General features: G+C 70.9%; 21 protein-coding genes. 9 read left to right on the top strand and 12 right to left on the bottom strand.

Annotation, left to right across the window (positions count from 1 at the left end):
* Nucleotides 1-16 precede the first annotated feature (16 nt).
* Nucleotides 17-448 carry a PH domain-containing protein gene (locus ACIBU0_RS25980; RefSeq protein ID WP_398822480.1) on the top strand — a complete coding sequence of 144 codons (432 nt, stop codon included), beginning with the start codon at nt 17-19 and terminating at the stop codon, nt 446-448.
* 32 nt (nt 449-480) lie between these two features.
* On the opposite strand, the gene ACIBU0_RS25975 is transcribed toward ACIBU0_RS25980, so the two are convergent.
* The gene (locus ACIBU0_RS25975; RefSeq protein WP_398822477.1) at nt 481-1,359 is read right to left on the bottom strand and encodes a helix-turn-helix transcriptional regulator; all 879 of its coding nucleotides are present in this window, start codon (nt 1,357-1,359) and stop codon (nt 481-483) included.
* A 102-nt stretch (nt 1,360-1,461) separates the two neighbouring features.
* On the opposite strand from ACIBU0_RS25975, the gene ACIBU0_RS25970 reads away from it, so the two are divergent.
* Complete coding sequence (locus ACIBU0_RS25970; protein WP_398822474.1) at nt 1,462-2,157, top strand: SDR family NAD(P)-dependent oxidoreductase; 696 nt, start codon at nt 1,462-1,464, stop codon at nt 2,155-2,157.
* Between the two features lie 372 nt (nt 2,158-2,529).
* Here ACIBU0_RS25970 and ACIBU0_RS25965 read toward each other — a convergent pair whose 3' ends face one another.
* Nucleotides 2,530-3,705, bottom strand: coding sequence for a magnesium and cobalt transport protein CorA (locus ACIBU0_RS25965; protein ID WP_398822471.1), 1,176 nt, complete (start codon nt 3,703-3,705; stop codon nt 2,530-2,532).
* A gap of 145 nt (nt 3,706-3,850) precedes the next feature.
* Between ACIBU0_RS25965 and ACIBU0_RS25960 the strand changes: the two genes are divergently transcribed.
* Nucleotides 3,851-5,035, top strand: a complete 1,185-nt coding sequence (locus ACIBU0_RS25960; RefSeq protein ID WP_398822468.1) for a winged helix DNA-binding domain-containing protein — start codon at nt 3,851-3,853, stop codon at nt 5,033-5,035.
* A gap of 23 nt (nt 5,036-5,058) precedes the next feature.
* Here ACIBU0_RS25960 and ACIBU0_RS25955 read toward each other — a convergent pair whose 3' ends face one another.
* From ACIBU0_RS25955 to ACIBU0_RS25940, 4 genes are all read right to left on the bottom strand, one after another.
* Nucleotides 5,059-5,706, bottom strand: a complete 648-nt coding sequence (locus ACIBU0_RS25955; protein WP_398822465.1) for a LysE family translocator — start codon at nt 5,704-5,706, stop codon at nt 5,059-5,061.
* A 151-nt stretch (nt 5,707-5,857) separates the two neighbouring features.
* Nucleotides 5,858-6,646 carry a S1 family peptidase gene (locus ACIBU0_RS25950; RefSeq protein WP_398822462.1) on the bottom strand — a complete coding sequence of 263 codons (789 nt, stop codon included), beginning with the start codon at nt 6,644-6,646 and terminating at the stop codon, nt 5,858-5,860.
* A gap of 263 nt (nt 6,647-6,909) precedes the next feature.
* On the bottom strand, nt 6,910-9,816 hold the full coding sequence (locus ACIBU0_RS25945) for an ATP-binding protein (protein ID WP_398822459.1): 2,907 nt from the start codon (nt 9,814-9,816) through the stop codon (nt 6,910-6,912).
* A 151-nt stretch (nt 9,817-9,967) separates the two neighbouring features.
* The gene (locus ACIBU0_RS25940) at nt 9,968-10,798 is read right to left on the bottom strand and encodes a response regulator transcription factor (RefSeq protein ID WP_398822456.1); all 831 of its coding nucleotides are present in this window, start codon (nt 10,796-10,798) and stop codon (nt 9,968-9,970) included.
* Between the two features lie 123 nt (nt 10,799-10,921).
* Between ACIBU0_RS25940 and ACIBU0_RS25935 the strand changes: the two genes are divergently transcribed.
* Complete coding sequence (locus ACIBU0_RS25935) at nt 10,922-12,592, top strand: AMP-binding protein (protein WP_398822453.1); 1,671 nt, start codon at nt 10,922-10,924, stop codon at nt 12,590-12,592.
* Nucleotides 12,589-14,178 carry an AMP-binding protein gene (locus ACIBU0_RS25930; RefSeq protein WP_398822450.1) on the top strand — a complete coding sequence of 530 codons (1,590 nt, stop codon included), beginning with the start codon at nt 12,589-12,591 and terminating at the stop codon, nt 14,176-14,178. The genes ACIBU0_RS25935 and ACIBU0_RS25930 overlap by 4 nt, the downstream gene beginning before the upstream one ends.
* 5 nt (nt 14,179-14,183) lie before the next feature.
* Here the strand turns inward: ACIBU0_RS25930 and ACIBU0_RS25925 are convergent, their stop codons facing one another.
* Nucleotides 14,184-14,861 carry a helix-turn-helix transcriptional regulator gene (locus ACIBU0_RS25925; RefSeq protein ID WP_398822447.1) on the bottom strand — a complete coding sequence of 226 codons (678 nt, stop codon included), beginning with the start codon at nt 14,859-14,861 and terminating at the stop codon, nt 14,184-14,186.
* A gap of 86 nt (nt 14,862-14,947) precedes the next feature.
* Between ACIBU0_RS25925 and ACIBU0_RS25920 the strand changes: the two genes are divergently transcribed.
* Complete coding sequence (locus ACIBU0_RS25920) at nt 14,948-15,382, top strand: hypothetical protein (RefSeq protein ID WP_398822444.1); 435 nt, start codon at nt 14,948-14,950, stop codon at nt 15,380-15,382.
* Between the two features lie 151 nt (nt 15,383-15,533).
* Complete coding sequence (locus tag ACIBU0_RS25915; RefSeq protein WP_398822441.1) at nt 15,534-16,394, top strand: chitosanase; 861 nt, start codon at nt 15,534-15,536, stop codon at nt 16,392-16,394.
* A 40-nt stretch (nt 16,395-16,434) separates the two neighbouring features.
* Here the strand turns inward: ACIBU0_RS25915 and ACIBU0_RS25910 are convergent, their stop codons facing one another.
* A complete protein-coding gene (locus ACIBU0_RS25910) occupies nt 16,435-17,121 on the bottom strand; it encodes a hypothetical protein (RefSeq protein WP_398822438.1) in 687 nt (228 codons plus the stop codon).
* A 227-nt stretch (nt 17,122-17,348) separates the two neighbouring features.
* On the opposite strand from ACIBU0_RS25910, the gene gcl reads away from it, so the two are divergent.
* On the top strand, nt 17,349-19,133 hold the full coding sequence (gcl, locus tag ACIBU0_RS25905) for a glyoxylate carboligase (protein ID WP_398822435.1): 1,785 nt from the start codon (nt 17,349-17,351) through the stop codon (nt 19,131-19,133).
* 219 nt (nt 19,134-19,352) lie between these two features.
* Here gcl and ACIBU0_RS25900 read toward each other — a convergent pair whose 3' ends face one another.
* The gene (locus ACIBU0_RS25900; RefSeq protein ID WP_398822794.1) at nt 19,353-20,132 is read right to left on the bottom strand and encodes an NAD(P)-binding domain-containing protein; all 780 of its coding nucleotides are present in this window, start codon (nt 20,130-20,132) and stop codon (nt 19,353-19,355) included.
* A gap of 79 nt (nt 20,133-20,211) precedes the next feature.
* Nucleotides 20,212-21,174, bottom strand: coding sequence for an alpha/beta hydrolase (locus ACIBU0_RS25895; protein WP_398822432.1), 963 nt, complete (start codon nt 21,172-21,174; stop codon nt 20,212-20,214).
* Nucleotides 21,175-21,305: 131 nt separating this feature from the next.
* Here ACIBU0_RS25895 and ACIBU0_RS25890 point away from each other — a divergent pair, with 131 nt between their 5' ends.
* Nucleotides 21,306-21,959 carry a TetR/AcrR family transcriptional regulator gene (locus tag ACIBU0_RS25890; RefSeq protein WP_398822429.1) on the top strand — a complete coding sequence of 218 codons (654 nt, stop codon included), beginning with the start codon at nt 21,306-21,308 and terminating at the stop codon, nt 21,957-21,959.
* 509 nt (nt 21,960-22,468) lie between these two features.
* On the opposite strand, the gene ACIBU0_RS25885 is transcribed toward ACIBU0_RS25890, so the two are convergent.
* Nucleotides 22,469-23,926, bottom strand: coding sequence for a catalase (locus ACIBU0_RS25885; RefSeq protein WP_398822426.1), 1,458 nt, complete (start codon nt 23,924-23,926; stop codon nt 22,469-22,471).
* A 186-nt stretch (nt 23,927-24,112) separates the two neighbouring features.
* Nucleotides 24,113-25,003: a 2-hydroxy-3-oxopropionate reductase gene (locus tag ACIBU0_RS25880; protein WP_398822423.1), complete on the bottom strand. Its 891-nt coding sequence runs from the start codon at nt 25,001-25,003 to the stop codon at nt 24,113-24,115.
* Between the last annotated feature and the right edge of the window lie 60 nt (nt 25,004-25,063).

Below are 25,063 nucleotides of genomic sequence, written 5' to 3'. Positions count from 1 at the left end.
GCGGGGGGTGCGGGGCATGGCCGCGACTGGCGTGACGGGTGTGACGGGTGTGATCTTGCGGGAGTACCGCGCCGACAGACGCGCGCGGCTGAAGGTGCTCGCGCTCATTGCGCTGATGCTGGCGTGCGGGGTGCTCGAGGTGGTCATCAACGACCTGCCGGGCTGGGTCGCGGCGATCCTGATAGGAGTTCTGACCATCGTCGACGGCGTGTGGGCCCTCTCCCTGTGGCGCGCCCGCACGGTCGTGCGGGCGGGCGGGATCGCCGTGGTCGGGGTGGTGCGGGTGCGGAAGTGGGCCTGGCCCGACATCCAGGACATCGTCGTGGAGACGGACTCGTCCCCACCGAGGCAGCGCGTACGTCTGTGCGACACCCAAGGACGGAAGACCACCCTGCCCCACGTCGGCGAACGCCATCTGCCGGATCTCCACGCCCTGCGACCCCGGTAGTCCCGCCGGCGCGGGTCCGGCCGGCCCGACCGTTACGGCGTGGAGAACAGACCCGGCCCCGAAGGGGAGGAGCCGTCGGCGCGGACGCCGTTCGTGACCCGCAGGAACTCCAGCTTTTCCGCATCGGCGGAACCCGCGGCCACCGTGTAGACGACGAGTCGGATGTCGCAGCCTGGGACGGTGAGGACGTCGCAGTCGCACATCACCTCGCCGACCTGGGGGTGCACGATGGTCTTTCGGGCCGACACGTGCGGACCGACCCCACCCTCCTCCCACAGCCGGGTGAACTCCGCACTACTGGAGCGCAATTCCTCGACAAGGTCGTTCAGTCCACGGTCGCGGGGGTAGTCGACGAGAGCCGTGCGCAGATCGGCGACGAGGGCGAGCTTCAGGGCGTCGCCGTCCTGGAGCACGGGCCAGGCCGCGAGCCTTCTGGGCCCGGGGACGAAGACCGCCCGCACCAGGTTCCGCTCGACGTGGGTCCGTGCGCTGGGGTCGCCCATCAGTACTGACCATGAGGGAGTCCAGGACAGCAAGGTCCAGTCGGCACTGAACACGCCCACCGGGAACTCCCCGAGGCGAGCCAGCATCCGCTGGACCCCGGCTGGAACATGCGTGGAGATCGTCCCCTCCTGTGGCGGGAGGAGGCCGGCCAGCCGGTAGGCGTGATCGCGTTCCATGGGTTGCAGCTGCAGGGCCCTGGCCAGGCTCGCGACAACCTGCGCCGAGGGGCTCGTGGCGCGCCCCTGCTCCAGCCGCACCACATAGTCGACCGACAGCCCCGCGAGCTCGGCCAGCTCCTCGCGGCGCAGACCCACCGCACGGCGTCCGTGCCGCGAGGTCCGCCCGATGTCGAGGGGAGAAAGCCGGTCGCGCCACCGGCGCAGTGCCGTGCCCAGGGTCTCGTCCACCCGACCATTGTGTGCGCCGGACAGCCGTTGTGCCTGGTACTGGCAGTCCTACCGTCGCGGAGGGCACTGGTTGTCCTCTCGGCACGGGCCGAGAGTGAACGCATGACAACAACCTTCATCACCGGAGCCAACAAGTCCCTCGGGTACGAGACCGCCCGCCGATTGATCGAGGCCGGCCACACCGTCATCATCGGTGCTCGCGATGCGCAGCGCGGCCAGGCCGCCGCCGACGCACTCGGTGCCCGGTTCGTCCAGATCGACGTGACGGACGACGCGTCGGTGGCCGCTGCCGCCGACGACATCGGGGCCCGCGAGGGCGGCATCGACGTCCTGATCAACAACGCGGGTGTCTTCGGGTCGCACAGCCCCGCCGACCAGCTCACGGCCGCTGACGCCGGCGCTGTGTTCGAGGTCAATGTCATGGGGGTCGTACGGGTGACGCACGCGTTCCTGCCTCTGCTGCGCAAGTCCGCGAACCCGGTCATCGTCAATGTGTCCAGCGGCATGGGGTCGTTCGCGCTGACCCACGACGCCGAGCGCGTCGAGGGCCGGGCCATCGCGCCGCTCTACACAGCGTCGAAGGCTGCTGTGACCATGCTGACCACGCAGTACGCGAAGTCCTGGCCGGACATGAAGGTGAACGCCGTCGACCCCGGCTACACCGCGACCGACTTCAACGGGCACAGCGGACCGCAGACAGTGACCGAGGGGACCGACGCGATCGTCGAACTCGCCACCATCGGGGCCGACGGACCGACCGGGACCTTCAGTGACCGCAACGGTCAGCTGGCCTGGTGACCCACCACTGAATTCGGGCCGTGCCCGGCACGGACGAGGACGGCCGGAGCGCGGCTGCAAGGCAACGGGTTGCGGCCGGTGCACAGGTAGAGCACGTTCCGTTCCGTGGATCAAGGCCATGTGCTGCGCTTGGCGCGGCACATGGCCACGGTCCTTTTCGACCGCCACGACGATGAGCGTCGCGAGCTGGGCTGCCGGCCGCGGCTCGGGGCCGTGCTCACAGGTGAGACGTCGGAGATCCCAGGTCGCCGAGCGCGTGCTCGCCTGCCCTCGCACGCCAACGCCCCCGATCGCAGGAAACCGCCCCGAACGGAGCGCGGCTCATTCTCGGAGCTGCACGCGTTCAGGACAGCAGCCCTCCACGGTGATGACTCAGAGCCAATCCCGCCGCTTGAAGATGACGTACAAACTGGTACATACAATCCCCATCAGGGCGATCGCGAAGGGATATCCCAGCACCCAGCCCAACTCCGGCATGTGTGTGAAGTTCATCCCGTAGATCGTCCCGACCAGCGTCGGAGCGAACAGAATCGCCGCCCAGGACGAGATCTTCTTGATCTCCTCGTTCTGCTCGAACCCGGCCTCCGCCAACGCCCGCATCTCCGCGTTCTGCTGCTGCGTCACCAGCGTCGCGTTGACGGTGAGGATCTCGGTGAGGGCCTGGCGGAAGCCGTCGACGCGTTCGCTGGTGTGGGTGACGTGGTCGGCCACGTCGCGGAGGTAACGCTGTAGTTCCTCGTCGGTGCCGTACTTGGAGAACCCCGCCATCAAGCCGTGCAGCATGCCGACCAGCGGGCGGGTGGCGCGCTGGAACTCCACCATTTCGCGGGAGAGCTCGTAGATACGGCGGGAGACCTCGGGATCGCCGCGGAAGACCTCGGTCTCGATCTCGTCGATGTCGTTCTGGACGCCCGCCACCACCGGCTCATAGCCGTCGACCACCGCGTCCAGTATCGCGTAGAGCACGGCCTCGGGGCCGAGTTTGAGCAGCTCGGGCGTCTCCTCCATCCGCCGGCGCACCGCCGACAGGTCGGGAGCCGCGCCGTGCCGTACCGTGATCACGAAGTCGGGGCCGACGAAGACATGCAGTTCGCCGAAGTCGACCTCCTCGGGCGCGTCGAGATAGCGGGCCGCGCGCAGGACCACGAAGAGCGTGTCGCCGTAGCGCTCCAGCTTGGGCCGCTGGTGTGCCTCCATCGCGTCCTCGACCGCGAGGGGGTGCAGGTCGAACTCGGCCGCCAGGGAGAGGAGTTCGGCCTCGGTGGGGCGGGCCAGGCCGATCCATGCCATGCCGGACGTCTGGTCGCGCAGCTCGCGGTAGGTGTCGGCGAGGGTGGCGGGGGAGGACACGCGGACGCCGTCCTGGTACAGCGCCGCCTCCACGACGCTCGCCACCTCGGAGGACTCGGGAACAGCGGGGAGCGTCGGCGGATCGGGATCCGGCGGCTGCGATGGCTGCGGCGGCGTGAGGGCCCGGCGCCAGACCGACTTCATGGGGTTCTTCGAGAGGGAGTTCTTCGAGGCGGGGCGTGCGCGTCGCTCGGACATCGCGGCTGCCTCCCGGTCGGGGCGTCTGGTGCGTGATCTCGGAGCAGGATATACGGGGCGAATGGTATGGGTGGGGCGGGCCCGACGCGGAACCCGGGAGAGTTGCGGACCGAAGGTGTCCGCAAGCCTCGCTAGCGTGGCCAACATGACGAAGCGGACCACGCCCCAGCGCGGCACGGACCCGACCTCGGCCACGCGCAGCACCAAGCAGACGTCGGCCACGCGCAGCACCAAGCAGACCCCGGCCGGCCCCGTGCTGGGCACCCGGGCCCTCAACCGCGCCACCCTCGACCGGCAACTGCTGCTGCGCCGCTCGCCGATGTCCGCCCTGGCGGCCGTGGAGCATCTGGTCGGCCTGCAGGCGCAGGAGGTCAAGCCGCCGTACTACGCGCTCGCCGCCCGGCTCGACGGCTTTACCCCCGAGGCGCTCTCGACGCTGCTGGCCGACCGAGCGGCGGTGCGCATCGTCACCATGCGCTCGACGATCCATCTGCACACCGCCGACGACAGCCTCACCCTGCGTCCACTGGTCCAGCCCGCCCGGGACCGCGAGATCAACTACTTCCGCAAGGGCCTGGTCGGCGTCGACCTGGACCGGCTCGCCGCCCTCGCCCGCGACCTCGTCGAGAGCGAGCCCCGCACCATGAAGCAGCTCCGCGAGGTCCTCAGTGCCGAGTGGCCGGAGGCCGACCCGCAGTCCCTGGCCGTCGCCGCCCGCTGCAAGCTCCCGCTCGTCCAGGTCACTCCGCGGGGGATGTGGGGCCGCAGCGCCCAGGTCGCCCTCACCACGGCCGAGCACTGGCTGGGCCGCCCCGCCGAGCCGGCCGCCTCCCCGGAGGCCACGGTCCTGCGCTATCTGGCCGCTTTCGGGCCGGCCTCCGTGAAGGACATGCAGACCTGGTCCGGACTGACCCGGATGCGCGACGCCTTCGAGCGGCTCCGCCCCGAGCTCGTCACCTTCCAGGACGAGAACGGCGTCGAACTCTTCGACCTCCCCGACGCCCCGCGCCCGGATCCGGACACCCCGGCCCCGCCCCGTTTCCTGCCCGAGTTCGACAACCTCCTGCTCTCCCACGCCGACCGCACCCGGGTGATTCCGCCGGTCCACCACGGCCGCACCTGGCAGGTGAACACCGTCTACTGCCCCCTCCTCGTCGACGGCTTCCTCGCGGGCGTGTGGCGGATCCTCGATGACGCCCTCGTCATCGAGCCGTTCACCGAGCTCACCGAGGCCCAGTGCGGGGAGGTGACCGAAGAAGGGGAGCGGATGCTGAAGGTGATGCACCCGCAGACGTCGTACGACATCCGCTTCGGGACCGTCATCCCGTAGCCGTCGTCATGTCCCGGTGGGTGTCAGTCCGCCCGTCCGGTCACCGCGACCGTCACCCCGAGCCCGATCATCGTGCATCCGCCCGCTCCGCCTATCAGCGACAGTCTCCGGTCGGAGCGGGCGAACCAGGTGCGGGCCGCCGACGCGGTCAGGCCCCACAGGGTGTCCGTGACCAGGCCGATGGTGATCGGGACCAGGCCCAACAGCAGCATCTGCAGCGGGACACGGCCCGCCGAGTGGTCCACGAACTGGGGGAGCACGGCGGCGAAGAACACCACGCCCTTCGGGTTGGTGACACCGACGAGGGCGCCGTCGAGGACCGTACGGAGATCGCCGCGCGCGGGTCCTTCCGGCTGCGCCCGTATCGCCGACGCCTTCAGCTCCGCCCGGTGCCGGAACGCCTGCACTCCCAAGTAGACCAGATAGGCCGCGCCGGCCAGCTTCACCGTCAGATAGATCGCCACGGACCGCTCCACCAGCGAGCCGATCCCCACCGCGACGGCGACCACCAGCAGATACGAGCCGAAGACATTGCCGAGCGCGGTCGCGACGGCGGTGCGGCGGCCGTGCGCCAGGGCGCGGCCGATGACGAACAGGACACTCGGCCCCGGGATCACGATCACCAGCACTGACATCGCGGCGAAGGCGGCCAAACGGTCTGCGGACACCATGCCCATCACCCCCATCCGTCAGCCATTGAAACAGGCCCCACTGACAAGGGACATGGATAGGGGGCGCTGCGGGCCGCTCGTGGAGGCCCGCAACGCCCCCTGGTCTTTCACCTGAGGGGTGCTCAGGAGACCTTCTGGGTGCCGATCCCGGTTACGACTCGACCTGTTCGGTCACCTCGTCCGAGAAGGTGGTCAGCCGGGTGTAGATACCCGGGTAACCGGCCTGGGCGCAGCCCTCGCCCCAGGAAGTGATCCCTGCCAGGACGCCCCCGATGAGCAGGGGACCGCCGCTGTCGCCCTGGCAGGTGTCAACGCCGCCGGAGGTGTATCCGGCGCAGATCATGTCGGACGCGATGAAGTCCGAACCGTAGGAGCTCGCGCAGCCGGCGTTGGAGACGGTCGGCACGGTCGCCGTCCGCAGCTGGTTGGAGGAGCTGCCGTTCGAGGAGGTGGTGCCCCAGCCGACGATGCGGGCGGTGGTGCCGGCCGCGTACACACCGGTGTCCGATGAGTCGACGTACGAGGCCGTCGTGTACGGCATCGAGGTCGAAAGCGTCAGCACGGCCACGTCGTTGCCCTTGGTGGCGTCCGTGTAGTCGGGGTGGACCCAGATCTTGCTGACCCGGCTGACCGTGCCGTTCGTGCCGTTGCGGTAGGTGCGGCCGCCGACGACCCGGACGCTGCTGGTGGTCTCGCCGGCCATGCAGTGGGCCGCGGTGACGACCTTGGTCGCGGAGACGAGCGTGCCGCCGCAGAACTGGTTCTGCGAGGCGTCCGTTATCTGCATCATGAACGGGTACGCGGTCGTCGTGGTCGTCGTGCCGCCGACGATGGGCTGAGGTGCGGCCTCAGCGGTGGGGGCGCTGAGCAGCGCGGCCGCGGCGGCGGCTGCGGTCACCGCGACGGCGGTGGTCGTTCTGGCACGGGTGAGCCCGAACATGAGACTCCTCATCGGGGGTTGCCGGTGGGGGACGCGCGGGTGGGGGGTTGAGCACGGGGGTCGCGGGACCGACCCCCGTGTGCCCGGCGATCGGCACATCCACAAGGTAGATGCCGGTGGTTTCCCTGCCCAATGAGGGAACCCCCTAAGGGAGTTGCACAGGGAAAACCCTCGGTCGTGGTCGTCAAACCCGCGCGGCCGACAAAGACGGGTGAACTTGCGTCGTACGGCGTCCCGGACTCAGGACCTGCGGCGTCCCGGACTCAGGACGTGCGGCGCCCCGCCGCGAGTCTGACGATGTCGACCCGCGATCGGATCCCCAGCTTGCGATAGACGCGGGTAAGGGTGGCTTCGACCGTTTTGACGCTGATGAACAGGCGCCCGGCGATCTCCCGGTTGGTCGCGCCCTCCATGACGAGCGCGGCGACCTGGCGTTCCATCGCGGCGAGCCCGTCCAGTCCGGCCAGGCCGTCCGGCGCGGAGGCGGGGGTGGGGACAGCCTCCGCGGGGCGTGCCTCGGCGGCCGCCTCGACCTGCCGCAGCCACGGCAGCGCACGGCAGCGGCGAAACAGCCGGGCCGCTTCGTCGTACGACGTGGGGCCGGGAGCGCCGGTGCGCAGCTGGGCCAGGGCGAAGGCGGCCCGCGCCTCCTCCAGGCCGTACCCCAGTTTGCCGAGCCGGTCCTGAGCCGAGGTCAACTGGGCGACGGCGGTGTCGCGTTCGCCCCGTGCCGCGCGGACCAGCGCCTCGGCCCGGTCAAGGACGGCCAGGACGCTCTCGCGGTTCAGCCGCAGCGCCTGCTCCCGCGTGACGTCGACGACGTCCTGCGCCTCGGTGAGTTCGCCGCTGCGCACCAGGGCCTCGGCGAGGTCGCCGTGCCAGCGGCCGCGCGCCGGGTCGGTGATGCCGAGGCCCTGCTCCACCTCGCGCACCCGGCGCAGCGAACGGACTGCCCCCTGCGCGTCCCCCGCCACCAGCTGGGCGTGGCCGAGGGCGGCCAGGGCGCGGGAGACGTACATCTGGTCGCCGTCCTCCTCGGCGTGCTCCACCGCTTCCCGCGCCAGCGCCAGCGCCCGGTCCACCTCCCCGCCGGCGGCCTCCGCCAGCGAGGTCAGTACCGCTGAGGCCACCTCGCCGATCCCGGTGTCACGGGCGAGCCGCAGGCTCTCGCGGGCCAGGTCGAGGGCGCGCCCGCACTGGCCGGAGTGCAGCTCGGTCTCGGCGACTCCGCGCAGGAAGTGCACCTCGCTCTCGACCCACCCGTGCCGGCGCACCTCGCGCAGCAGCGCGGTCACCGCCGCGCGGGCCTCGGGCAGCTGGTCGCTCATGATCAGCCAGCGGAAGCGGGAGTAGCCGGCCCCGTTGTGATGGGAGGCCACCCTCGGGTCCTGGGGCTCCTCCAGCGCCCGCCGGATGGTCGCGGGGGCGTCCGGGTGGCCCATGAGGGTCTCGATCTGGGCCTGGAAGGCGAGCGCCATCAGCTCGGTGTACCGGTCGCCGGCCCGCGCGGCCAGCTCCGCCGCGTACGCGGCCTCCTCCCGGGCCTCGTCGAAGTCGCCCTTCACGAGCAGCGCGCGCCACGTCAGCTGGTAGTGGACCAGGGCGAGCAGCTGGGGGTCCTCGCCCGCGTCGGCCAGCGCCTGCGGGAAGATCGCGTCGACCTCCGTCATCGCGTGGCCCGCCGTGTCGATCACCGCGATCCAGGCCCGCACCCGTTCCGCGGGCACGCTCGTGCGGGCGAGCACCTCACGGGCGATGTCCCGGGCGAGGTCCAGCTCGCCGGCGGTGATCGCGTCGTCCACGGCCTGAAGGCGCAGGGCCTCCGGGCTGAGGCCCGCCGTTCGGACCGGCCCGGCGTCGCGGGCCGCGGCGGGCACGTCCGCCGCGTTGTCGTCGGTCGCCGACGTCCCGGCACCGGCCGTACCGTCCGCCGGGGTGTGCCGGGCGGCGAGCAGGCAGAGCTGTGCGGCCACCGACGGCGCTCCCCGGTCCCGGGCCAGAGTGGCGGCCTCGGCGAGACGGGCGGCGACCTCCGGGTCGGTACCGGTGGTCGCGAGCGCCAGGTGCCGGGCGCGCTCGATGGGGTCGGAGGCAGCCGTCGACAGCGCGGTGTGCGCGGCGCGGCGCTCCTGCGCGGGCGCCTCCGCGTAGAGCGCGGCGGAGACCATCGGGTGCGCGAACCGTACGGCGGGACCCTCGGGCTCGGTCGCCAGCAGCCCGAGCTCGGCGGCCTGGGCGGTCTCGGCCTCGGCGTTGGCACGGCCGGCCGCGTGCAGCAGCGCCAGGGTGGGGCGGGCGCCGGCACTGGCGACCAGGAGGGTGCGGCGGGCCTCCTCCGACAGCATCTCCAGGCGGTTGAGCACCAGGGCGCGCAGCGAGGTGGGCACCGGCAGGGGTTCGCCGGGGCGGGGCGGAGTGGGGTTCTCGGCGAGGGCGCGGCCCAGTTCCAGGGCGAACAGGGCGTTGCCGCCGCTGGTGCGGTGGATGTCCCGGACCGTGGAGCGGGGCAGGCCGGTGAAGCCGCGGTGGTCGAGCAGGGCGGACATCTGGGCGCGGGAGAGGGGGCCCAGCCGTACGGCGAGGGTGTCCGGCGGGGCCGCGCGCAGGTGGCGGTCGTACTCCTGGCCGTCGGTCCGCACCGCGAAGAGCATCCGCACCGGGGTGTCGCCGAGCCGGCGGGCGGCGAAGCCGAGGAGCTCGGCGCTGGCCGGGTCGAGCCACTGCAGGTCGTCGGCGACGACGAGGACCGGCCCGGTCTCGGCGAGCGCGCGCAGGGCGGACAGGACGGCCAGGCGCAGGGCGAGGCCGTCGCGCTGCAGGGTGGACTCGCCGCGGCCGGTGAGCGCCGCCTCCAGGGCGGTGAGCTGGGCGGCGGGGAGCCGGTCGGACACCTCGTCCAGGACCAGGCCGAGGAGGTCGGCCAGGGCCAGGAAGGGGAGGTGGGATTCGGACTCGGTGGGCGAGCAGCGCAACACGGTGCGGGCCGCCCCGCCGTATTCCGCGGCCAATGCCCGCAGGACGGTGGACTTCCCAATTCCGGCCGGGCCGTGAAGCAGCACGCTGCCGCCCCGCCCGAGCTGCTCACGCGCCGCGGTGAACAGCTCCTCCCTGCCGATGACCTGGTCGGGGCGGCATCTCGCAGGCTCCTTGAAGTCCCGTCGCACGGTCACCGCTCCCCTCCGTGTGTCGTGTTCGGGCCAATATTAGGCAACAGATCTTTGAAATTCGGAGTGAAGACGTGGTGAGGCAAATTACAGCGGTTGCGGCATGGAGAAATTCAAGGCTCTGGCGAATGAATGACGGTCGTCCGAGCCGGCGCCCCTACGGCAGCAACCCCGCCCGCCGTGCCGCCACCACCGTCTCACCGCGGGTGTGCGTGCCCAGCTTGCGCATGGCCGACCGCAGATAGCCCTTGACCGTCTCCGTCCCCAGTCCGAGCCGCTCGGCGGTGACCGCGTTCGTCGCGCCGGCCGCGACGCACGCCAGCACATCCAGCTCACGGGGGGCCAGCTGCACGCCGTTGCGGGGTGATCCTTCCGTCAGCAGGCCGCAGGCGGCCAGGAGCTCCGCGCGCAGGGCGGGGTCCCCGATGCGCGGGGCCAGAGCGCGCAGCGCCGCGTGGGCCTCGCGGACCTGCTCCCACGCCGCGCCCCGGTCGGCCGGCGCGGCCTGCGGCCCGGCCGCCTCCTGCAACTCCTGCACCTCGTCCCGCACCACCAGCGCCTGCTCCACGTCCCGCGCCGCCGCCACGGCCGCCGTCAGCGTGCGGTCGCCCAGCGGCTGGGCCGTGCGCAGCGCGCCGTACAGGACACCGCGCACCCGGCGCCGTACGACGACCGGGACCGCCAGCACCGAACGCAGCCCCTCCGCGGCGACGGCGGCGTCGTACTCATGGCTGATCTGCCGTGAGGCCGAGTAGTCCGTGACCGCGCAGGGGCGGGCGAGGGCGACGGCCTTGCCGCCCAGGCCGTTGCCGGCGGTCACCGCGAGCCTGCTCAGGGACGCGGTCGCCGTGCCGTTCAGTTCACTGATGCGCATCCGCGGGCGCCCGGCCTCCACCAGGCCGCCGAAGGCGACCGGCAGGCCGGTCGAGCGGCGCAGGCGCACCAGCGCGCTCCTTATGTCCACGGATGCGGCCGCGTCCACTGCCACGTACTCGCCCTTTCGCCGCGCCTTCCGGAGCGCACACCCCCGTTCGGGGGTAGTGAGACCCACGTCACGGATTACACGATGACAGAGAGCCGCCCGGCAAGGTCCGGTCAACCAGGAGGACAGATGACGACGGGGACGGAGCTGTTCCGCAGTGCGCGGGACTTCCTGCTCGAGCACCGCGAGGACTACGCCACCGCCTACGAGGGCTTCGCGTGGCCCCGGCCCGAGCGGTTCAACTGGGCGCTCGACTGGTTCGACGTCATCGCGGACGGGAACGACCGCACCGCGCTGCACATCGTCGAGGAGGACGGCCGTGAGGTCCGTGTGTCCTTCGCCGAGATGGCCGAGCGCTCCGCTCGGGTCGCGGGCTGGTTGCGGGCGCGCGGCGTCCGCGCCGAGGACCGGATCCTCGTCATGCTCGGCAACCAGGTCGAGCTGTGGGAGACCGCCCTCGCCGCGATGAAGCTGCGTGCCGTCGTCATCCCGGCCACGCCGCTGCTCGGCCCGGCCGACCTGCGCGACCGGGTGGAGCGCGGACGGGTCCGGCATGTGCTGGTGCGGGCCGAGGACACCGGCAAGTTCGCCGAGGTGCCCGGCGGCTACACGCGCATCGGCGTCGGCGGGGTGCGCGAGGGCTGGCAGGCGTACGAGGACGCGTACGGCGCCTCCGCCGACTTCACCCCCGACGGGCCGACCGCCTCCGACGACCCGCTGATGCTCTACTTCACCTCCGGCACCACCGCTCGCCCCAAGCTGGTCGAGCACACCCACACCTCGTACCCGATCGGGCACCTGGCCACCATGTACTGGATCGGTCTCAAGCCCGGCGACGTGCACCTGAACATCTCCTCGCCCGGCTGGGCCAAGCACGCGTGGTCCAACCTCTTCGCGCCGTGGAACGCCGAGGCGACCGTCTTCATCCACAACTACACGCGCTTCGACGCGGCCCGCCTCATGGCCGAGATGGACCGCGCCGGCGTCACCACCTTCTGCGCGCCGCCGACCGTGTGGCGCATGCTCATCCAGGCCGACCTCAGCGCCTTGCGCACCCCGCCCCGCGAGGCCGTCGCCGCCGGTGAGCCGCTCAACCCCGAGGTCATCGAGCGGGTGCGCGAGGCGTGGGGCGTGACCATCCGGGACGGCTTCGGGCAGACCGAGACCGCCGTCCAGGTCTCCAACAGCCCCGGCCAGCCCCTGAAGACCGGCTCCATGGGCCGCCCCAGCCCCGGCTTCCGCGTCGCACTCCTCGACCCGGTCACCGGCGCGCCCGGCGCCGAGGAGGGCGAGATCGCCCTCGACCTCTCGGCGAAGCCGGTCGGCGTGATGACCGGCTACCACGGCGACGCCGACCGTACGGCGGAGGCGATGGCGGGCGGCTACTACCGGACGGGGGACATCGGCTCGCGGGACGCCGACGGATACATCACCTACGTCGGGCGCGCCGACGACGTCTTCAAGGCGTCGGACTACAAGATCAGCCCCTTCGAACTGGAAAGCGCCCTGCTGGAGCACGAGGCGGTGGCCGAGGCCGCCGTCGTGCCCGCGCCGGACGAGCTGCGGCTCGCGGTGCCGAAGGCGTACGTCGTGCTGGCGGAGGGCTGGGAGCCGGGCCCCGACACGGCCAAGGTGCTCTTCGAGCACTCGCGGGAGGTGCTGGCGCCGTACAAGCGCGTGCGCCGCCTGGAGTTCGCGCCGCTGCCCAAGACGGTCTCCGGCAAGATCCGCCGCATCGAGCTGCGCGAGGCCACGGCCGCGGGATCGGACGCCGAGTACCGCGAGGAGGACTTCCGGTGAGCGACCTCTCCTACACGCACGGCACGAGCGGGACCGCCTTGCTCGGCGACACCATCGGGGCCGACCTCGACCGCGCGGTCGCCGCGTGGCCGGACCGCGAGGCGCTCGTCGACGTACCGTCCGGGCGGCGCTGGACGTACGCGGAATTCGCGGCGGACGTCGACCGGCTGGCGTACGCGCTGCTCGCGAGCGGGGTCGCCAAGGGCGACCGGGTGGGCATCTGGGCGGTCAACTGCCCCGAGTGGGTGCTCGTCCAGTACGCCACCGCCCGCATCGGCGCGATCATGGTGAACATCAACCCGGCGTACCGCACCCACGAGGTCGAGTACGTCCTGAACCAGGCCGGCATCTCGCTCCTGTTCGCCTCCCTGAGCCACAAGACGAGCGACTACCGGGCGATGGTCGAGCAGGTGCGCGGCAAGTGCCCGCAGCTGAGGGAGACCGTGTTCATCGGTGACCCGAGCTGGGAGGCGCTGATCGCGCGGGGGACGCCGGTGCCGTTCGAGGACCTGTCCTGCGACGACCCGATCAACATCCAGTACACGTCGGGCACGACGGGCTTCCCCAAGGGGGCCACCCTCTCCCACCACAACATCCTCAACAACGGCTACTTCGTGGGCGAGATGATCGCCTACACCGAGCAGGACCGGGTGTGCATTCCGGTGCCCTTCTACCACTGCTTCGGCATGGTCATGGGCAATCTGGCCGCCACGTCCCACGGCGCCTGCATGGTGATCCCGGCCCCGTCCTTCGACCCGAAGGCCACGCTGGAGGCCGTCCAGCAGGAGCGCTGCACCTCCCTGTACGGCGTCCCGACCATGTTCATCGCGGAGCTGAACCACCCCGATTTCGCCTCGTACGACCTCTCCTCCCTGCGCACCGGCATCATGGCGGGTTCGCCCTGCCCGGTGGAGGTGATGAAGCGGGTGGTCACCGAGATGCATATGGCCGAGGTGTCGATCTGCTACGGCATGACGGAGACCTCGCCCGTCTCCACGCAGACCCGCCGCGACGACGACCTGGAACACCGCACCGGCACGGTCGGCCGCGTGCTGCCGCACATCGAGGTCAAGGTCGTCGACCCGGCGACCGGTGTCACGCAACCCCGGGGCGTCGCAGGCGAGTTGTGCACCCGCGGCTACAGCGTGATGCTCGGCTACTGGAACGAGCCCGAGAAGACCGCCGAGGCCGTCGACGCCGGCCGCTGGATGCACACCGGCGATCTCGCCGTCATGCGCGAGGACGGCTACGTCGAGATCGTCGGCCGCATCAAGGACATGATCATCCGGGGCGGCGAGAACATCTACCCGCGCGAGATCGAGGAGTTCCTGTACGGCCACCCGAAGATCGCGGACGTCCAGGTCGTCGGAGTGCCGCACGAGCGGTACGGCGAGGAGGTGCTGGCGTGCGTCATCCCGCGCGATCCCGCCCACCCGCCGACGCTGGAGGAGCTGCGGGCCTTCTGCGACGGGCGGCTGGCGCACTACAAGGTGCCGAGCCGGTTGCAGATCCTCGACTCCTTCCCGATGACGGTGTCCGGGAAGGTGCGCAAGGTGGAGCTGCGGGACAAGTACGCCGGTCGGTGAGACGGTCAGGCGGCCGGCTGCAGCACGACGCAGCACCGGCCGTCACGAGGGGCGAGGCAGGCTTCGAAGCCGGCCTCGCCCAGGCCGTGCAGCACACCGCGCAGTAGATGGAGGTTCATCCCGCACACCGTCTGTGTGTGCTCGCGGGCCAGCGCGTGGAAGGGACAGTTGGCCAGGACGATCGTGTCGTCCTCGCGGCGCGGTTCGAACCCGTGCCGCTCCAGCAGGTCGAGGAGAGCCGCGTCGGCCGTCCCTCCCAGCTGTGAGCCGAGTTCCTCCGCCTTGCGGTGCAGTACGTCCCGCACCGGCTCACCCGTCGCCTCGGACTCCTCCACCGCCTGCGCCAGGAGCCGCCCGGCCAGTTCGTAACGCCGGTCCGGCAGGCTGACGGCGAACTGGCGCGTGGAGCGCCGGTAGAGCTTGGCCGGTCTGCCCGCGCCCGGGCCGGTCCGCCCGCTGCGCCGCTCGTAGACCACGTCGAGCAGGGACTCCGCGGCGAGCCGGTCCAGGTGGAAGGCCGCGGTCTGCCGCGCCAGGCCGAGCGCTTCGGCCGCCTCGTCCCGGCTGACCGGGTCCGGCCGGCGCACCACATGCTCGTACAGCCTCCTGCGCGTCGGCTCGTCGAGCGCGGCGACGGCCGAGACGTCGGCCTCCGGTACTTCCTTCGAGGCATCCACGAACACCAGTGTAAAACCTACGGCCATTGACTAAAGACGAGTCGCGCGCTTCTATAGTTAATGAAAGTCATCTATAGAAGGAGCTGATCGACATGGCCTCCGCAGCCACCAGCGCCCCGACCGCCGTGCCTCGGCGTGCCGCACTCGCCGACCCCGGCTACCAGGCCTTCCTGGTCCTGCGCATCGGTTTCACGGTGGCGCCGATCCTGTTCGGGCTGGACAAGTTCGCCAACCTGCTCGTGGACTGGCCGGGCTATCTCGCACCCTGGATCGACGACGTCGTTCCGGGCAGCGCCCAGGCGGCCATGTACGCGGTAGGAGTGATCGAGATCCTGGCCGGTGTCGTCGTGGCCCTGGCCCCGCGCTTCGGCGGGTGGCTGGTGGCCGGCTGGCTGGCCGGCATCATCGTCAACCTGCTGACGATCCCGGACTACTACGACATCGCGCTGCGGGACTTCGGACTGCTCCTCGGGGCTGTGGCGCTCGCGCGGCTCGCCGAGCGGTACCGCGGCGGGCGGGAGTCGTGAACGCGTAGTCGTACGAACGCCGTTCGAGCGGGGGCGCCCCATGGCGCCTCCGCCTTTTTCTGTCGTACCCCTTGTAGACAGCGGTTGCCGAGCAATAGGAAGGAAAGGTTCCTAACAGTCTCCGACTCCACCCCCACAAGCGGAGAATCACATGCGCCTTCCCTCACTGCGACGGCAACCACGACCCGACTCCCGACGCCGGCCCCGGCGAAGCGCAAGGCTGCGCATCGCCCTGGCCGCCGCCCTCGCCGCCCTCCCGGCCATGCTGCTCCTGAGCGTGAGCCAAGCCGCCGTCGAACCGGCGGGGCTCGACGATCCGGCGAAGAAGGAGATCGCCATGCGGCTCGTCTCCAGTGCCGAGAACTCGTCGCTGGACTGGCGGGCCCAGTTCGGCTACATCGAGGACATCGGCGACGGCCGCGGCTACACGGCCGGGATCATCGGCTTCTGCTCCGGCACCCACGACATGCTGGAACTCGTCGAGTACTACACCGCACAGGAACCGGACAACCCGCTCGCCCCGTATCTGCCCGCCCTGCGTGAGGTCGACGGCAGCGACTCGCACGAAGGGCTCGACCCCGGCTTCACCGACGCCTGGGCGAGGGCCGCGCAGACCCCTGAGTTCCAGGCGGCCCAGGAACACGAGCGGGACCGGGTGTACTTCGACCCGTCCGTCTCCCGGGCCAAGCGCGACGGCCTGCGGGAGCTGGGGCAGTTCGCCTACTACGACGCCATCGTCATGCACGGCGCGGAGGGCTTCGCCTCGATCCGGGCCGACGCCCGCAGCCACGCCAGGACTCCGGCGGACGGCGGCAACGAGACCACGTACCTGCATGCGTTCCTGGACGCGCGCGTGAAGGAGATGAAGAAGGAGGCCGCACACGAGGACACCAGCCGCGTCGACACCGCCCAGCGCGTCTTCCTCGACGAGGGCAACCTGAGCCTGAACACGCCGCTCACCTGGCATGTGTATGGCGACCGGTACCGGATCGAGAGGGATCCGACCTCGTAGAGCCGATGGCCGACCGGCACCTCTCGGTGCCGGTCGCGAGTCACCGGGCGGCGCCCTCGGCGTCCAGCTCGTCGGCCAAGCCGTTGACCGGCTGGGGCGTCCCCGTGAGGTCGAGGACGAACAGGGGGACGCCCAGGGCGTCGGCGCGGGTGCGCGCGTCGGGGGCGTACCCGGCGAGGGAGAAGTAGACGCAGGCCGCGGACTCCGTCATGGCCGTCAGCCACAGGCACTCCACGTCCCGCAGTGACGCCGGCCGTACGGTCGGGTCGACCTGGGCGAGCAGGCCGTGCGCGGCGATGCCGATGCCGGTCGGCGGCCGCTGGTCGGCGCGGCGGATGTCCCGGTACCCGAGCCAGCGCAGATAGACGGCGGCGGCCGTGACCGCGTCGCGCGCGGTGCGGATCGTGACGGGCTGGAAGGGGCGGCGTGCGGCGGGCGGCGCCTTCGGCCGCGTCTCGCCCGCGTCCGCCCGCGCCACCGGAACCAGCAGCACCGTCCCGCAGGGGCAGCCCACCTCCGGCCGGGGCCACTGGCTCTCGCGGTCGCACGCCCCGCACCGCACCCCGGCCCATTCGTCGTCCCAGGCGCGATGGGTGACGGCCGTCGCGGTCCCCTGCGGGTCGAGCGCCGGCGCGACGGGTGCCCCGCACGCGCACGGGTAGACGGGCGCCGCGTAGAGGTGCTCGCGCCGGCAGGCCGGGCAGCGCACCGACACGCTCTCGGACATGGCCACTCCAGGACGACCTCGCATCGGGACAGCGTTCCCATCGTCCTCCCGTGCGTGCCCGGTTGTCCGGCCCTTGACGGTCTTCACCCGCCCACCTACATTGCTTCCAGATAGTAGAAAATAATTTCCGCAATGTGGAAGCGGCGCGGAAAGAGACAACGTCACGGAATTGCTCACCGCGGGGCGCGACGGGAGTGCGAATCCGACAGCCGAAGCAGGAGTACTCAATGGCTCGTATGACCGCTGCCCGAGCGGCAGTCGAGATCCTCAAGCGCGAGGGCGTCAGCAATGCGTTCGGCGTGCCGGGCGCGGCGATCAACCCCTTCTATGCGGCGCTCAAGGCCTCCGGAGGGATCCAGCACACCCTCGCCCGCCATGTGGAGGGCGCCTCGCACATGGCCGAGGGCTACACCCGCACCCACCCGGGCAACATCGGCGTCTGCATCGGCACGTCCGGACCCGCCGGCACCGACATGATCACCGGTCTGTACTCGGCGATCGGCGACTCGATCCCGATCCTGTGCATCACCGGCCAGGCACCGACCGCCGTGATCCACAAAGAGGACTTCCAGGCCGTCGACATCGCCTCGATCGCCAAGCCGGTCACGAAAATGGCGGTGACCGTCCTGGAGGCCGCGCAGGTCCCCGGCGTCTTCCAGCAGGCGTTCCACCTGATGCGCTCCGGCCGTCCCGGCCCCGTCCTCATCGACCTGCCGATCGACGTCCAGCTGACGGAGATCGAGTTCGACCCGGAGACGTACGAGCCCCTCCCGGCCTACAAGCCGGCCGCGACCCGCGCCCAGATCGAGAAGGCGATCGGGATGCTGAACGCGTCCGAGCGCCCGCTGATCGTCGCGGGCGGCGGTGTCATCAACGCCGACGCCGCCGAACTGCTGGTGGATTTCGCCGAGCTGACCGGCACCCCGGTCGTCCCGACCCTGATGGGCTGGGGTGTCCTGCCCGACGACCACGAGCTGAACGCCGGCATGGTCGGCCTGCAGACCTCGCACCGCTACGGCAACGCGACCTTCCTGGAGTCCGACTTCGTCCTCGGCATCGGCAACCGCTGGGCCAACCGCCACACGGGCAAGCTGGACGTCTACACGGCCGGGCGGACGTTCGTCCACGTCGACATCGAGCCCACCCAGATCGGCAAGATCTTCGCCCCGGACTACGGCATCGCGTCGGACGCGAAGGCCGCACTGGAGCTCTTCGTCGAGGTGGCAAGGGAGTTGAAGGCCGCCGGCAAGCTGCCCGACCGCTCCGACTGGGCGGCCTCGGCACAGGAGCGGAAGGCGACCCTCCAGCGCCGTACGCACTTCGACGACATCCCGATCAAGCCGCAGCGCGTCTACGAGGAGATGAACAAGGCCTTCGGCCCGGAGACCCGGTACGTCTCCACCATCGGCCTCTCGCAGATCGCCGGCGCCCAGATGCTGCACGTCTTCAAGCCGCGGCACTGGATCAACTGCGGTCAGGCGGGCCCGCTCGGCTGGACCATCCCGGCCGCGCTGGGTGTGGCGAAGGCCGACCCGGAGGCGCCCGTCGTCGCCCTGTCCGGGGACTACGACTTCCAGTTCATGATCGAGGAGCTGGCGGTCGGGGCGCAGCACAAGATCCCGTACGTCCATGTGCTGGTCAACAACTCCTACCTGGGCCTGATCCGCCAGGCACAGCGGGCCTTCGACATCGACTTCCAGGTCAAGCTGGAGTTCGAGAACATCAACTCGCCCGAGCTGGGCGTCTACGGCGTCGACCACGTCAAGGTCGCCGAGGGCCTCGGCTGCAAGGCGATCCGGGTGACCGACCCGAACGAGCTGGGCGCGGCCTTCGAGCAGGCCAAGAAGCTCGCGCAGGAGTACCAGGTCCCGGTGGTCGTCGAGGCGATCCTGGAGCGCGTCACCAACATCTCCATGTCGGGGACGAACGACATCAGCAACGTGGTGGAGTTCGAGGAACTGGCGACCGAGCCCGGCCATGCGCCGACCTCGATCAGAACGCTGAAGGTCTGACGCCCGAGCAACGAAGGGCGGTCCAGCCGAAAGGCCGGACCGCCCTTGTGTGTTTCCCCCGTAGGAGGGCCCGCCGCCCCCGTGCCGGCGGGCCCTCGCGTCGATGAACTCAATGTGCCCGCCTCGGAGGGCGGTTGAAGCCTCTCGGCCACTCTTCAGAGGTTGATTTGAGGTTTCGTGGTCATGGACGAGCGCGGCGAGCCGGGACGCCGGACCTTCCTACGTCAGATCGGCCAGGAGGTTGTCCAGGACTTGCTTGAGGGCTGCGGTGTTGGCCGGACCGAACCAGGTGGTGCGGATGCGCTCGTTGTTCCCCCCGGGTGTCTCGTGGTCGGCGGCGAGTCGGTGCAGGGGGCGGGACTCGTCGCTCAGGGAGCGTCCGACGTTCTGGAAGAGGCCGCGCACATACCGGTCGGCGGCGTCGGGGGCGATGCCGTGGCCGGTGGCCCATGAAGTGAGGGTGGCGAGGTAGGCGTAGTGGACGGTGAGCGTTCCCGTCAGTGCGGAGAAGACGTTGAAGGCGCTCTCGTCCGCGACGGGCACCGCTCCGCCCAGCTGTTCGAAGAGAGAGTCCACCACCGGGTGCGAGGGGCAGGTCACGGTGACGGAACGGCGCTCGCGCACGGCGGGCAGCGGGATGGCGCGGACGATCGGGGCGCCGGTGGCCAGGGTCCGGCGCAGGTCGTCGGTGGCGACGCCGGCCATCAGATTGACGACGGTCCTGTCGTCGGCGATCGTCAGCCCGGAGAGTGCCTCGTGGTGGTCCTGGCGGCGTACGGCGATGATCACCACGTCGGAGCGGTCGAGTACCTCCTGGTTGTCGGCACACACATGGACGCCCCCGTAGCGCTCGGACAGTTCGGCGGCGGTTCGGGCCCCCCGGGGAGAGAGGAAGACCTCCGGCGACGCACCGCCCCCGTTGCGCAGGCCCTCGACGATGGCCCGGCCGATCTCGCCCACTCCGATGATGCCGATGCGCTGCACTGTGTCTTCCTCCATGGTGTGCGGTGGTCGTGAGGCGTGGTGGTGCGGGCCTGTGCGGCCGAGGGCCTCCGGCGGAGTGGGCATGGCTCCTGCGTCACTTCGCCAGGGCCGTGCGGAGGAACTGGACGATCTCCGCCTGGGCGGCCTCGGCCTGTGGTTCCACGCCGGGCATGGCGAGGAACGCGTGCTTCGCGCCCGGGTACTCGGAAAGCCGCACGGGCGTCCCTGCCTCGCGCAGCCGCTCGGCGTAGCGGCGGCCGTGGTCGGCGACCGCGTCCTGGGTGGGCACCACCACGAGCGCCGGGGCGAGCCCGCTCAGGTCGTCCACGTACAGCGGTGAGACGGCGCGGGCGTCGGCTCCCGGTGGGACGGCGAGCCGCTGGAAGAGTCGCAGTTGCGGCAGGACAGGGGTCGGGCTGTATGCGTACTCGGTGATCGAGACGTAGTCGAACATCGTCGCGGTCACGTCGACCGCGGGGTTGACCAGCACCTGCGCCTTGAGCTCCAGGCCGGCCTCCCGGGCCCGGACGGCCGTCAGAGCGCTGATCAGCGCGCCGCAGCTCTCGCCGAAGACAGCCGTGCGCGCCGGGTCGACCCCCCACCGCTCGGCATGCCGCAGCACGTGGTCGAGCACGGCCCAGCCGTCCTCGGCGGCGTTCGCGAGCGGGCTGTCCGGGGCGAGGAGACGGTGCTCGACCGAGACGACGAGCGCGGGTAGCCGGACGGCGAGGTGGCTGTTGGTCCAGTCGCACTGGACCGCCGTGCCCACGAAGCCGCCTCCGTGGACATGGACCACGAGTGGCAGGTCGGTCCGGGCCCCGGTCGCGGCGTCTCCCGCCGAGGCCGGCCGGTACACCCGGACCGGCAGGTCGCGGCCGGGCAGCGCGATCTCCTGCCAATCGATCGCGGTGCCGGGGGCAGGCTCGCCGAGGATCGTGCGCGCCGCGCCGGAGGCCCGGAAGTGGTTCTCCGCGTCGCGGTAGGCGATCAGTTCCTCGGTCGTGATCGCCGAGAAGTCGGGCTCCGGCGGACGCGCCGCGGCAGTGGCCTCGCTCATGTCTCCTGCTTTCGTCCCGGCCGGAAGCCGGGCATGTCGTTGCGGTCGGACAGTGCGTTGCCCCCATTATGCACGCGGTGCGTGCATCAGTAAGTGCATACGTTAGGCTGAGTTCGTACGAGAGGGGCGAGATGACTGGCCGAAGGCGATGGTCGACCGAGGAGATCCTCGACACGGCGGCGGAACTGCTGCGCACGAGCGACGCCGAGTCGTTCAGCGTGCGCAAACTCGCCGCAGCACTCGGGACCGACTCCTCCAGCCTCTACCGGCACTTCCGCAACAAGACCGAACTGCTGCGCGCGGTCGCCGACCGAGTCCTGCTGGCCGCCATGGACGGCTACCGCCCCGAGGGCGACTGGAAGCAGCGCATCACCGCCCTGGCCCTGCGCCTGCGCGAGGCCTTCGGCGAGCAACCCCAACTCGCCGTGGTGTGGGGACGCCATGCATCCGGCGGCACCGGATCCCGATTGGTCATGGAGGAACTGCTGCAGGCCCTGCGGGCGTCCGGCCTGCCCGACGAGGAGGTCCCGGTGCGATACCACCGCATCGTGATCCTCCTTGCCGCGCTGATCGCCTCCGAGGCCGGGATCGGCACCCTCACCCCCGAGGAGTACGAACAGGGCATGGAGCTGTTCCGCGTCGCGGTGCTCGGCGCCGACCCCGAACGCTTCCCCGCCCTGGCCCACTTCGCCCGCGATGTCCGCCCCCTCGGAGCGGACCGCCGCGCCGCGTTCGAGGAGATCCTGGCCGTCCAGCTCGCCCACATCGACGCCCGGGTCCGCTGACGTGGCGGGTAGTCGGCGCGAAGGAGTCGTACGCCCGGCGGACGGGGCGTACGCAAGGGGCTGCAGTGGACGATCCCGCAGATGCCGCCCGCAGGGTCGTCACCTCGCCGCAGGCAAGGCCCTGCTCGCCGTGCCAAGGAGAGGCGTGTGCGGCGGGCCCTGGAGGGACAGCCCGCGGTGACACCGGAAGGCGCCGGATGCGGGACCGTCCGCATCCGGCGCCTTCGGCCGGTGAGGTGTTCGGTTGTGGCCGTCCGACAGCGCGAGGCTGGGCGCGACAGGACGTTCGCGCCGCCGGACGGAGTGGTGGGGCCCTCCGGGGAGGTGTGGCTGGGACCGCGGCGGATGCGACGGAGTCCGGACGCTCCTTCCCTCAGGTCGAAGAAGGAGGATCGGTTCCTTCACCACCGCACTGGCTCGCACGCCGCCGCGGTCCCCGGCCTGCCCGCGCACCTGCCGTCCGGCCACCCCTCATCCGGGCCGTCCGGCGGTCGCGGGCCGCCTGTGGTTCAGTCCTCGCGCAGGGCGCGGACCGCCTCCTCCACGCGCTTGCCGTACTCCGGGTCGGCGGCGTGGAAGTGGGCCAGGTTCTTCTCGATCACGTCGTCGCGGGAGACCTGGGACAGGCCGCCGGCGATGTTGGCGACCAGGCGGGACTTCTCCTCGGCGGACATCAGGCGGTACAGCTCGCCGGCCTGGAAGAAGTCGTCGTCCTTGGTGTGGAGCGGGGCCTCGTGGGTGCCCGTGTAACCGGTCACCGCGAGCGGGGCGGACAGCGGGCGGCCGTTCTCCACGGGGCCGTCGTAGGAGTTCGGCTCGTAGTTCTTGGCGTACCGCCCCTGTGAGTTGGTGGCCATGAAGCCGTCGCGGCCGTAGTTCTGCGCGGTCGTCGCCTTCGGGGCGTTGACCGCCAGCTGGGTGTGGTTGACGCCCAGGCGGTAGCGGTGCGCGTCGGCGTAGGCGAACAGGCGGCCCTGGAGCATCTTGTCGGGGGAGGGGCCGATGCCCGGCACGAAGTTGTTCGGGGAGAACGCGGCCTGCTCGACCTCGGCGAAGACGTTGTCCGGGTTGCGGTCCAGGACCAGTCGGCCCACGCGCTGCAGCGGGTAGTCCTTGTGCGGCCAGACCTTGGTCAGGTCGAAGGGGTTGAAGCGGTAGTCGGCCGCCTCGGCCGCCGCCATGATCTGGACGTAGAGGGTCCAGGACGGGTGCACACCGCGCTCGATGGCCTGGAGCAGGTCCGTCTGGTGGGAGTTCGGGTCCTTGCCCGCGAGCTCGGCGGCCTGCTCGCTGCTCAGGCAGCGGATGCCCTGGTTGGTCTTGAAGTGGTACTTGACGAAGAAGGCCTCGCCCTCGGCGTTCGTCCACTGGTAGGTGTGCGAGCCGTAGCCGTTCATGTGGCGGTACGACGCCGGGATGCCGCGGTCGCCCATCAGCCAGGTCACCTGGTGCGTGGCCTCGGGGGCGTGGGCCCAGAAGTCCCAGACGTTGTCCGGCTCCTGGCGGCCGGTGAACGGGTCGCGCTTCTGCGAGTGGATGAAGTCGGGGAACTTGATCGGGTCCTTGATGAAGAAGACCGGGGTGTTGTTCCCGACGAGGTCGTAATTGCCCTCGGCCGTATAGAACTTGACCGCGAAACCGCGCGGGTCACGGACCGCGTCCGCGCCGCCGAGGCTGTCGGCGACCGTCGAGAAGCGCAGGAAGACCTCGGTCCGCTTGCCCACCGCGCTCAGGAAGTCGGCGTGGGTGAAGCCGGTGACGTCGTCGGTCACCTCGAAGTGGCCGTACGCGCCGGAGCCTCGGGCGTGCACCACGCGCTCCGGGATGCGCTCGCGGTTGAAGCGCGCCAGCTTCTCCAGGAGGTGCTGGTCCTGGAGCAGGAGCGGGCCGCCGACGCCGGCGGAGGCGGAGTTCTGGTTGTCGGCGACCGGGGCGCCGGCCTCGGTCGTGAGCACGCGCTTCGACATCGTGGACCTTCCGTGCGGTGGCACTTCCGTGCTGGTGGCAGCGGAAAACTCTTTCCGCTTGATGGAGCCTAGAAGTGAGGGAATCTGAGCGTCAACAGTTTGTTGAAGTGGATTCCGGGCGGCGCCCCGCCTGGGCGCGACAGGACAGGTGTCAGCGAAGGCGCCGCCCGGAAGTCTTGGGGTGGGTCAGACCTGGGCGCCCGAGAGGCGCTCCACGGCCCGCAGCAGGGCCGAGTGGTCCAGGCCCCCGTCGCCCTGCGCGCGCAGGGACGCGACCAGCTGGGCGACCACGGCACCGACCGGGAGGGCGGCGCCGACGTTGCGGGCGGCGTCCGTGACGATGCCCATGTCCTTGTGGTGCAGGTCGATCCGGAAGCCGGGCTTGAAGTCGCGGTTCAGGAAGTTGTCCTTCTTCCGCGTCAGCACGGTCGAGCCGGCCAGGCCGCCGTTGAGGACGTCCAGCGCGGCGTTCAGGTCCACGCCCGACTTCTCCAGGAAGACCACGGCCTCGGCGCACGCCTGGATGTTCACGGCGACGATCAGCTGGTTGGCGGCCTTCACCGTCTGGCCCGAGCCGTGCGGACCGCACAGCACGATGGTCTTGCCGAGGGCGTCGAAGATCGGCTTCGCCTGGTCGAAGTCGGCCTTCTCACCGCCGACCATGATCGACAGTACGGCCTCGATGGCACCGGCCTCACCGCCGGACACGGGGGCGTCCAGGACACGGATGCCCTTGTCCTTGGCCGCCTTCGCCAGGTCGACGGAGGTCTGCGGGGTGATCGAGGACATGTCGATCAGCAGGGCGCCGGACTTCGCGTTCTCGAGGATGCCGTCGGGGCCGTAGGAGATGGCCTCGACCTGCGGAGACGCCGGGACCATCGTGATGACCACGTCCGCCTCGCGCACGGCCTCCGCGATGGAGGGGGCGGCGGTGCCGCCGGCTGCGGCCAGGCGGTCCAGCTTGTCCTGCTCAAGGGTGAAGCCGGTGACGTCGTAGCCCGCCTTGATCAGGTTCTCGGACATGGGGGAGCCCATGATGCCGAGGCCTATCCAGGCGATCTTGGGGAGGTTGCTCATGATGGGGGTGCCTCTCTGAACTGCTCTGATACGTCTGTGAAGGGGCGCCGGTCGGCAGCC

It is taken from the genome of Streptomyces sp. NPDC049627, assembly GCF_044465645.1.
Classification (GTDB): domain Bacteria; phylum Actinomycetota; class Actinomycetes; order Streptomycetales; family Streptomycetaceae; genus Streptomyces.
The sequence above is the reverse complement of the archived record's forward strand: the minus strand, read 5'-3'. Positions and strand labels throughout refer to the sequence as shown.

Bases quoted from the DNA above. Each gene is read 5' to 3' on its own strand.
- gcl (WP_398822435.1), top strand. From the start codon at position 17,349: ATGGCTCGTATGACCGCTGCCCGAGCGGCAGTCGAGATCCTCAAGCGC.
- ACIBU0_RS25915 (WP_398822441.1), top strand. From the start codon at position 15,534: ATGCGCCTTCCCTCACTGCGACGGCAACCACGACCCGACTCCCGACGC.
- ACIBU0_RS25950 (WP_398822462.1), bottom strand. From the start codon at position 6,646: ATGTTCGGGCTCACCCGTGCCAGAACGACCACCGCCGTCGCGGTGACC.
- ACIBU0_RS25900 (WP_398822794.1), bottom strand. From the start codon at position 20,132: ATGGAGGAAGACACAGTGCAGCGCATCGGCATCATCGGAGTGGGCGAG.
- ACIBU0_RS25965 (WP_398822471.1), bottom strand. From the start codon at position 3,705: ATGTCCGAGCGACGCGCACGCCCCGCCTCGAAGAACTCCCTCTCGAAG.
- ACIBU0_RS25980 (WP_398822480.1), top strand. From the start codon at position 17: ATGGCCGCGACTGGCGTGACGGGTGTGACGGGTGTGATCTTGCGGGAG.
- ACIBU0_RS25970 (WP_398822474.1), top strand. From the start codon at position 1,462: ATGACAACAACCTTCATCACCGGAGCCAACAAGTCCCTCGGGTACGAG.
- ACIBU0_RS25885 (WP_398822426.1), bottom strand. From the start codon at position 23,926: ATGTCGAAGCGCGTGCTCACGACCGAGGCCGGCGCCCCGGTCGCCGAC.
- ACIBU0_RS25935 (WP_398822453.1), top strand. From the start codon at position 10,922: ATGACGACGGGGACGGAGCTGTTCCGCAGTGCGCGGGACTTCCTGCTC.
- ACIBU0_RS25880 (WP_398822423.1), bottom strand. From the start codon at position 25,003: ATGAGCAACCTCCCCAAGATCGCCTGGATAGGCCTCGGCATCATGGGC.
- ACIBU0_RS25895 (WP_398822432.1), bottom strand. From the start codon at position 21,174: ATGAGCGAGGCCACTGCCGCGGCGCGTCCGCCGGAGCCCGACTTCTCG.
- ACIBU0_RS25960 (WP_398822468.1), top strand. From the start codon at position 3,851: ATGACGAAGCGGACCACGCCCCAGCGCGGCACGGACCCGACCTCGGCC.
- ACIBU0_RS25890 (WP_398822429.1), top strand. From the start codon at position 21,306: ATGACTGGCCGAAGGCGATGGTCGACCGAGGAGATCCTCGACACGGCG.
- ACIBU0_RS25955 (WP_398822465.1), bottom strand. From the start codon at position 5,706: ATGGTGTCCGCAGACCGTTTGGCCGCCTTCGCCGCGATGTCAGTGCTG.
- ACIBU0_RS25920 (WP_398822444.1), top strand. From the start codon at position 14,948: ATGGCCTCCGCAGCCACCAGCGCCCCGACCGCCGTGCCTCGGCGTGCC.
- ACIBU0_RS25910 (WP_398822438.1), bottom strand. From the start codon at position 17,121: ATGTCCGAGAGCGTGTCGGTGCGCTGCCCGGCCTGCCGGCGCGAGCAC.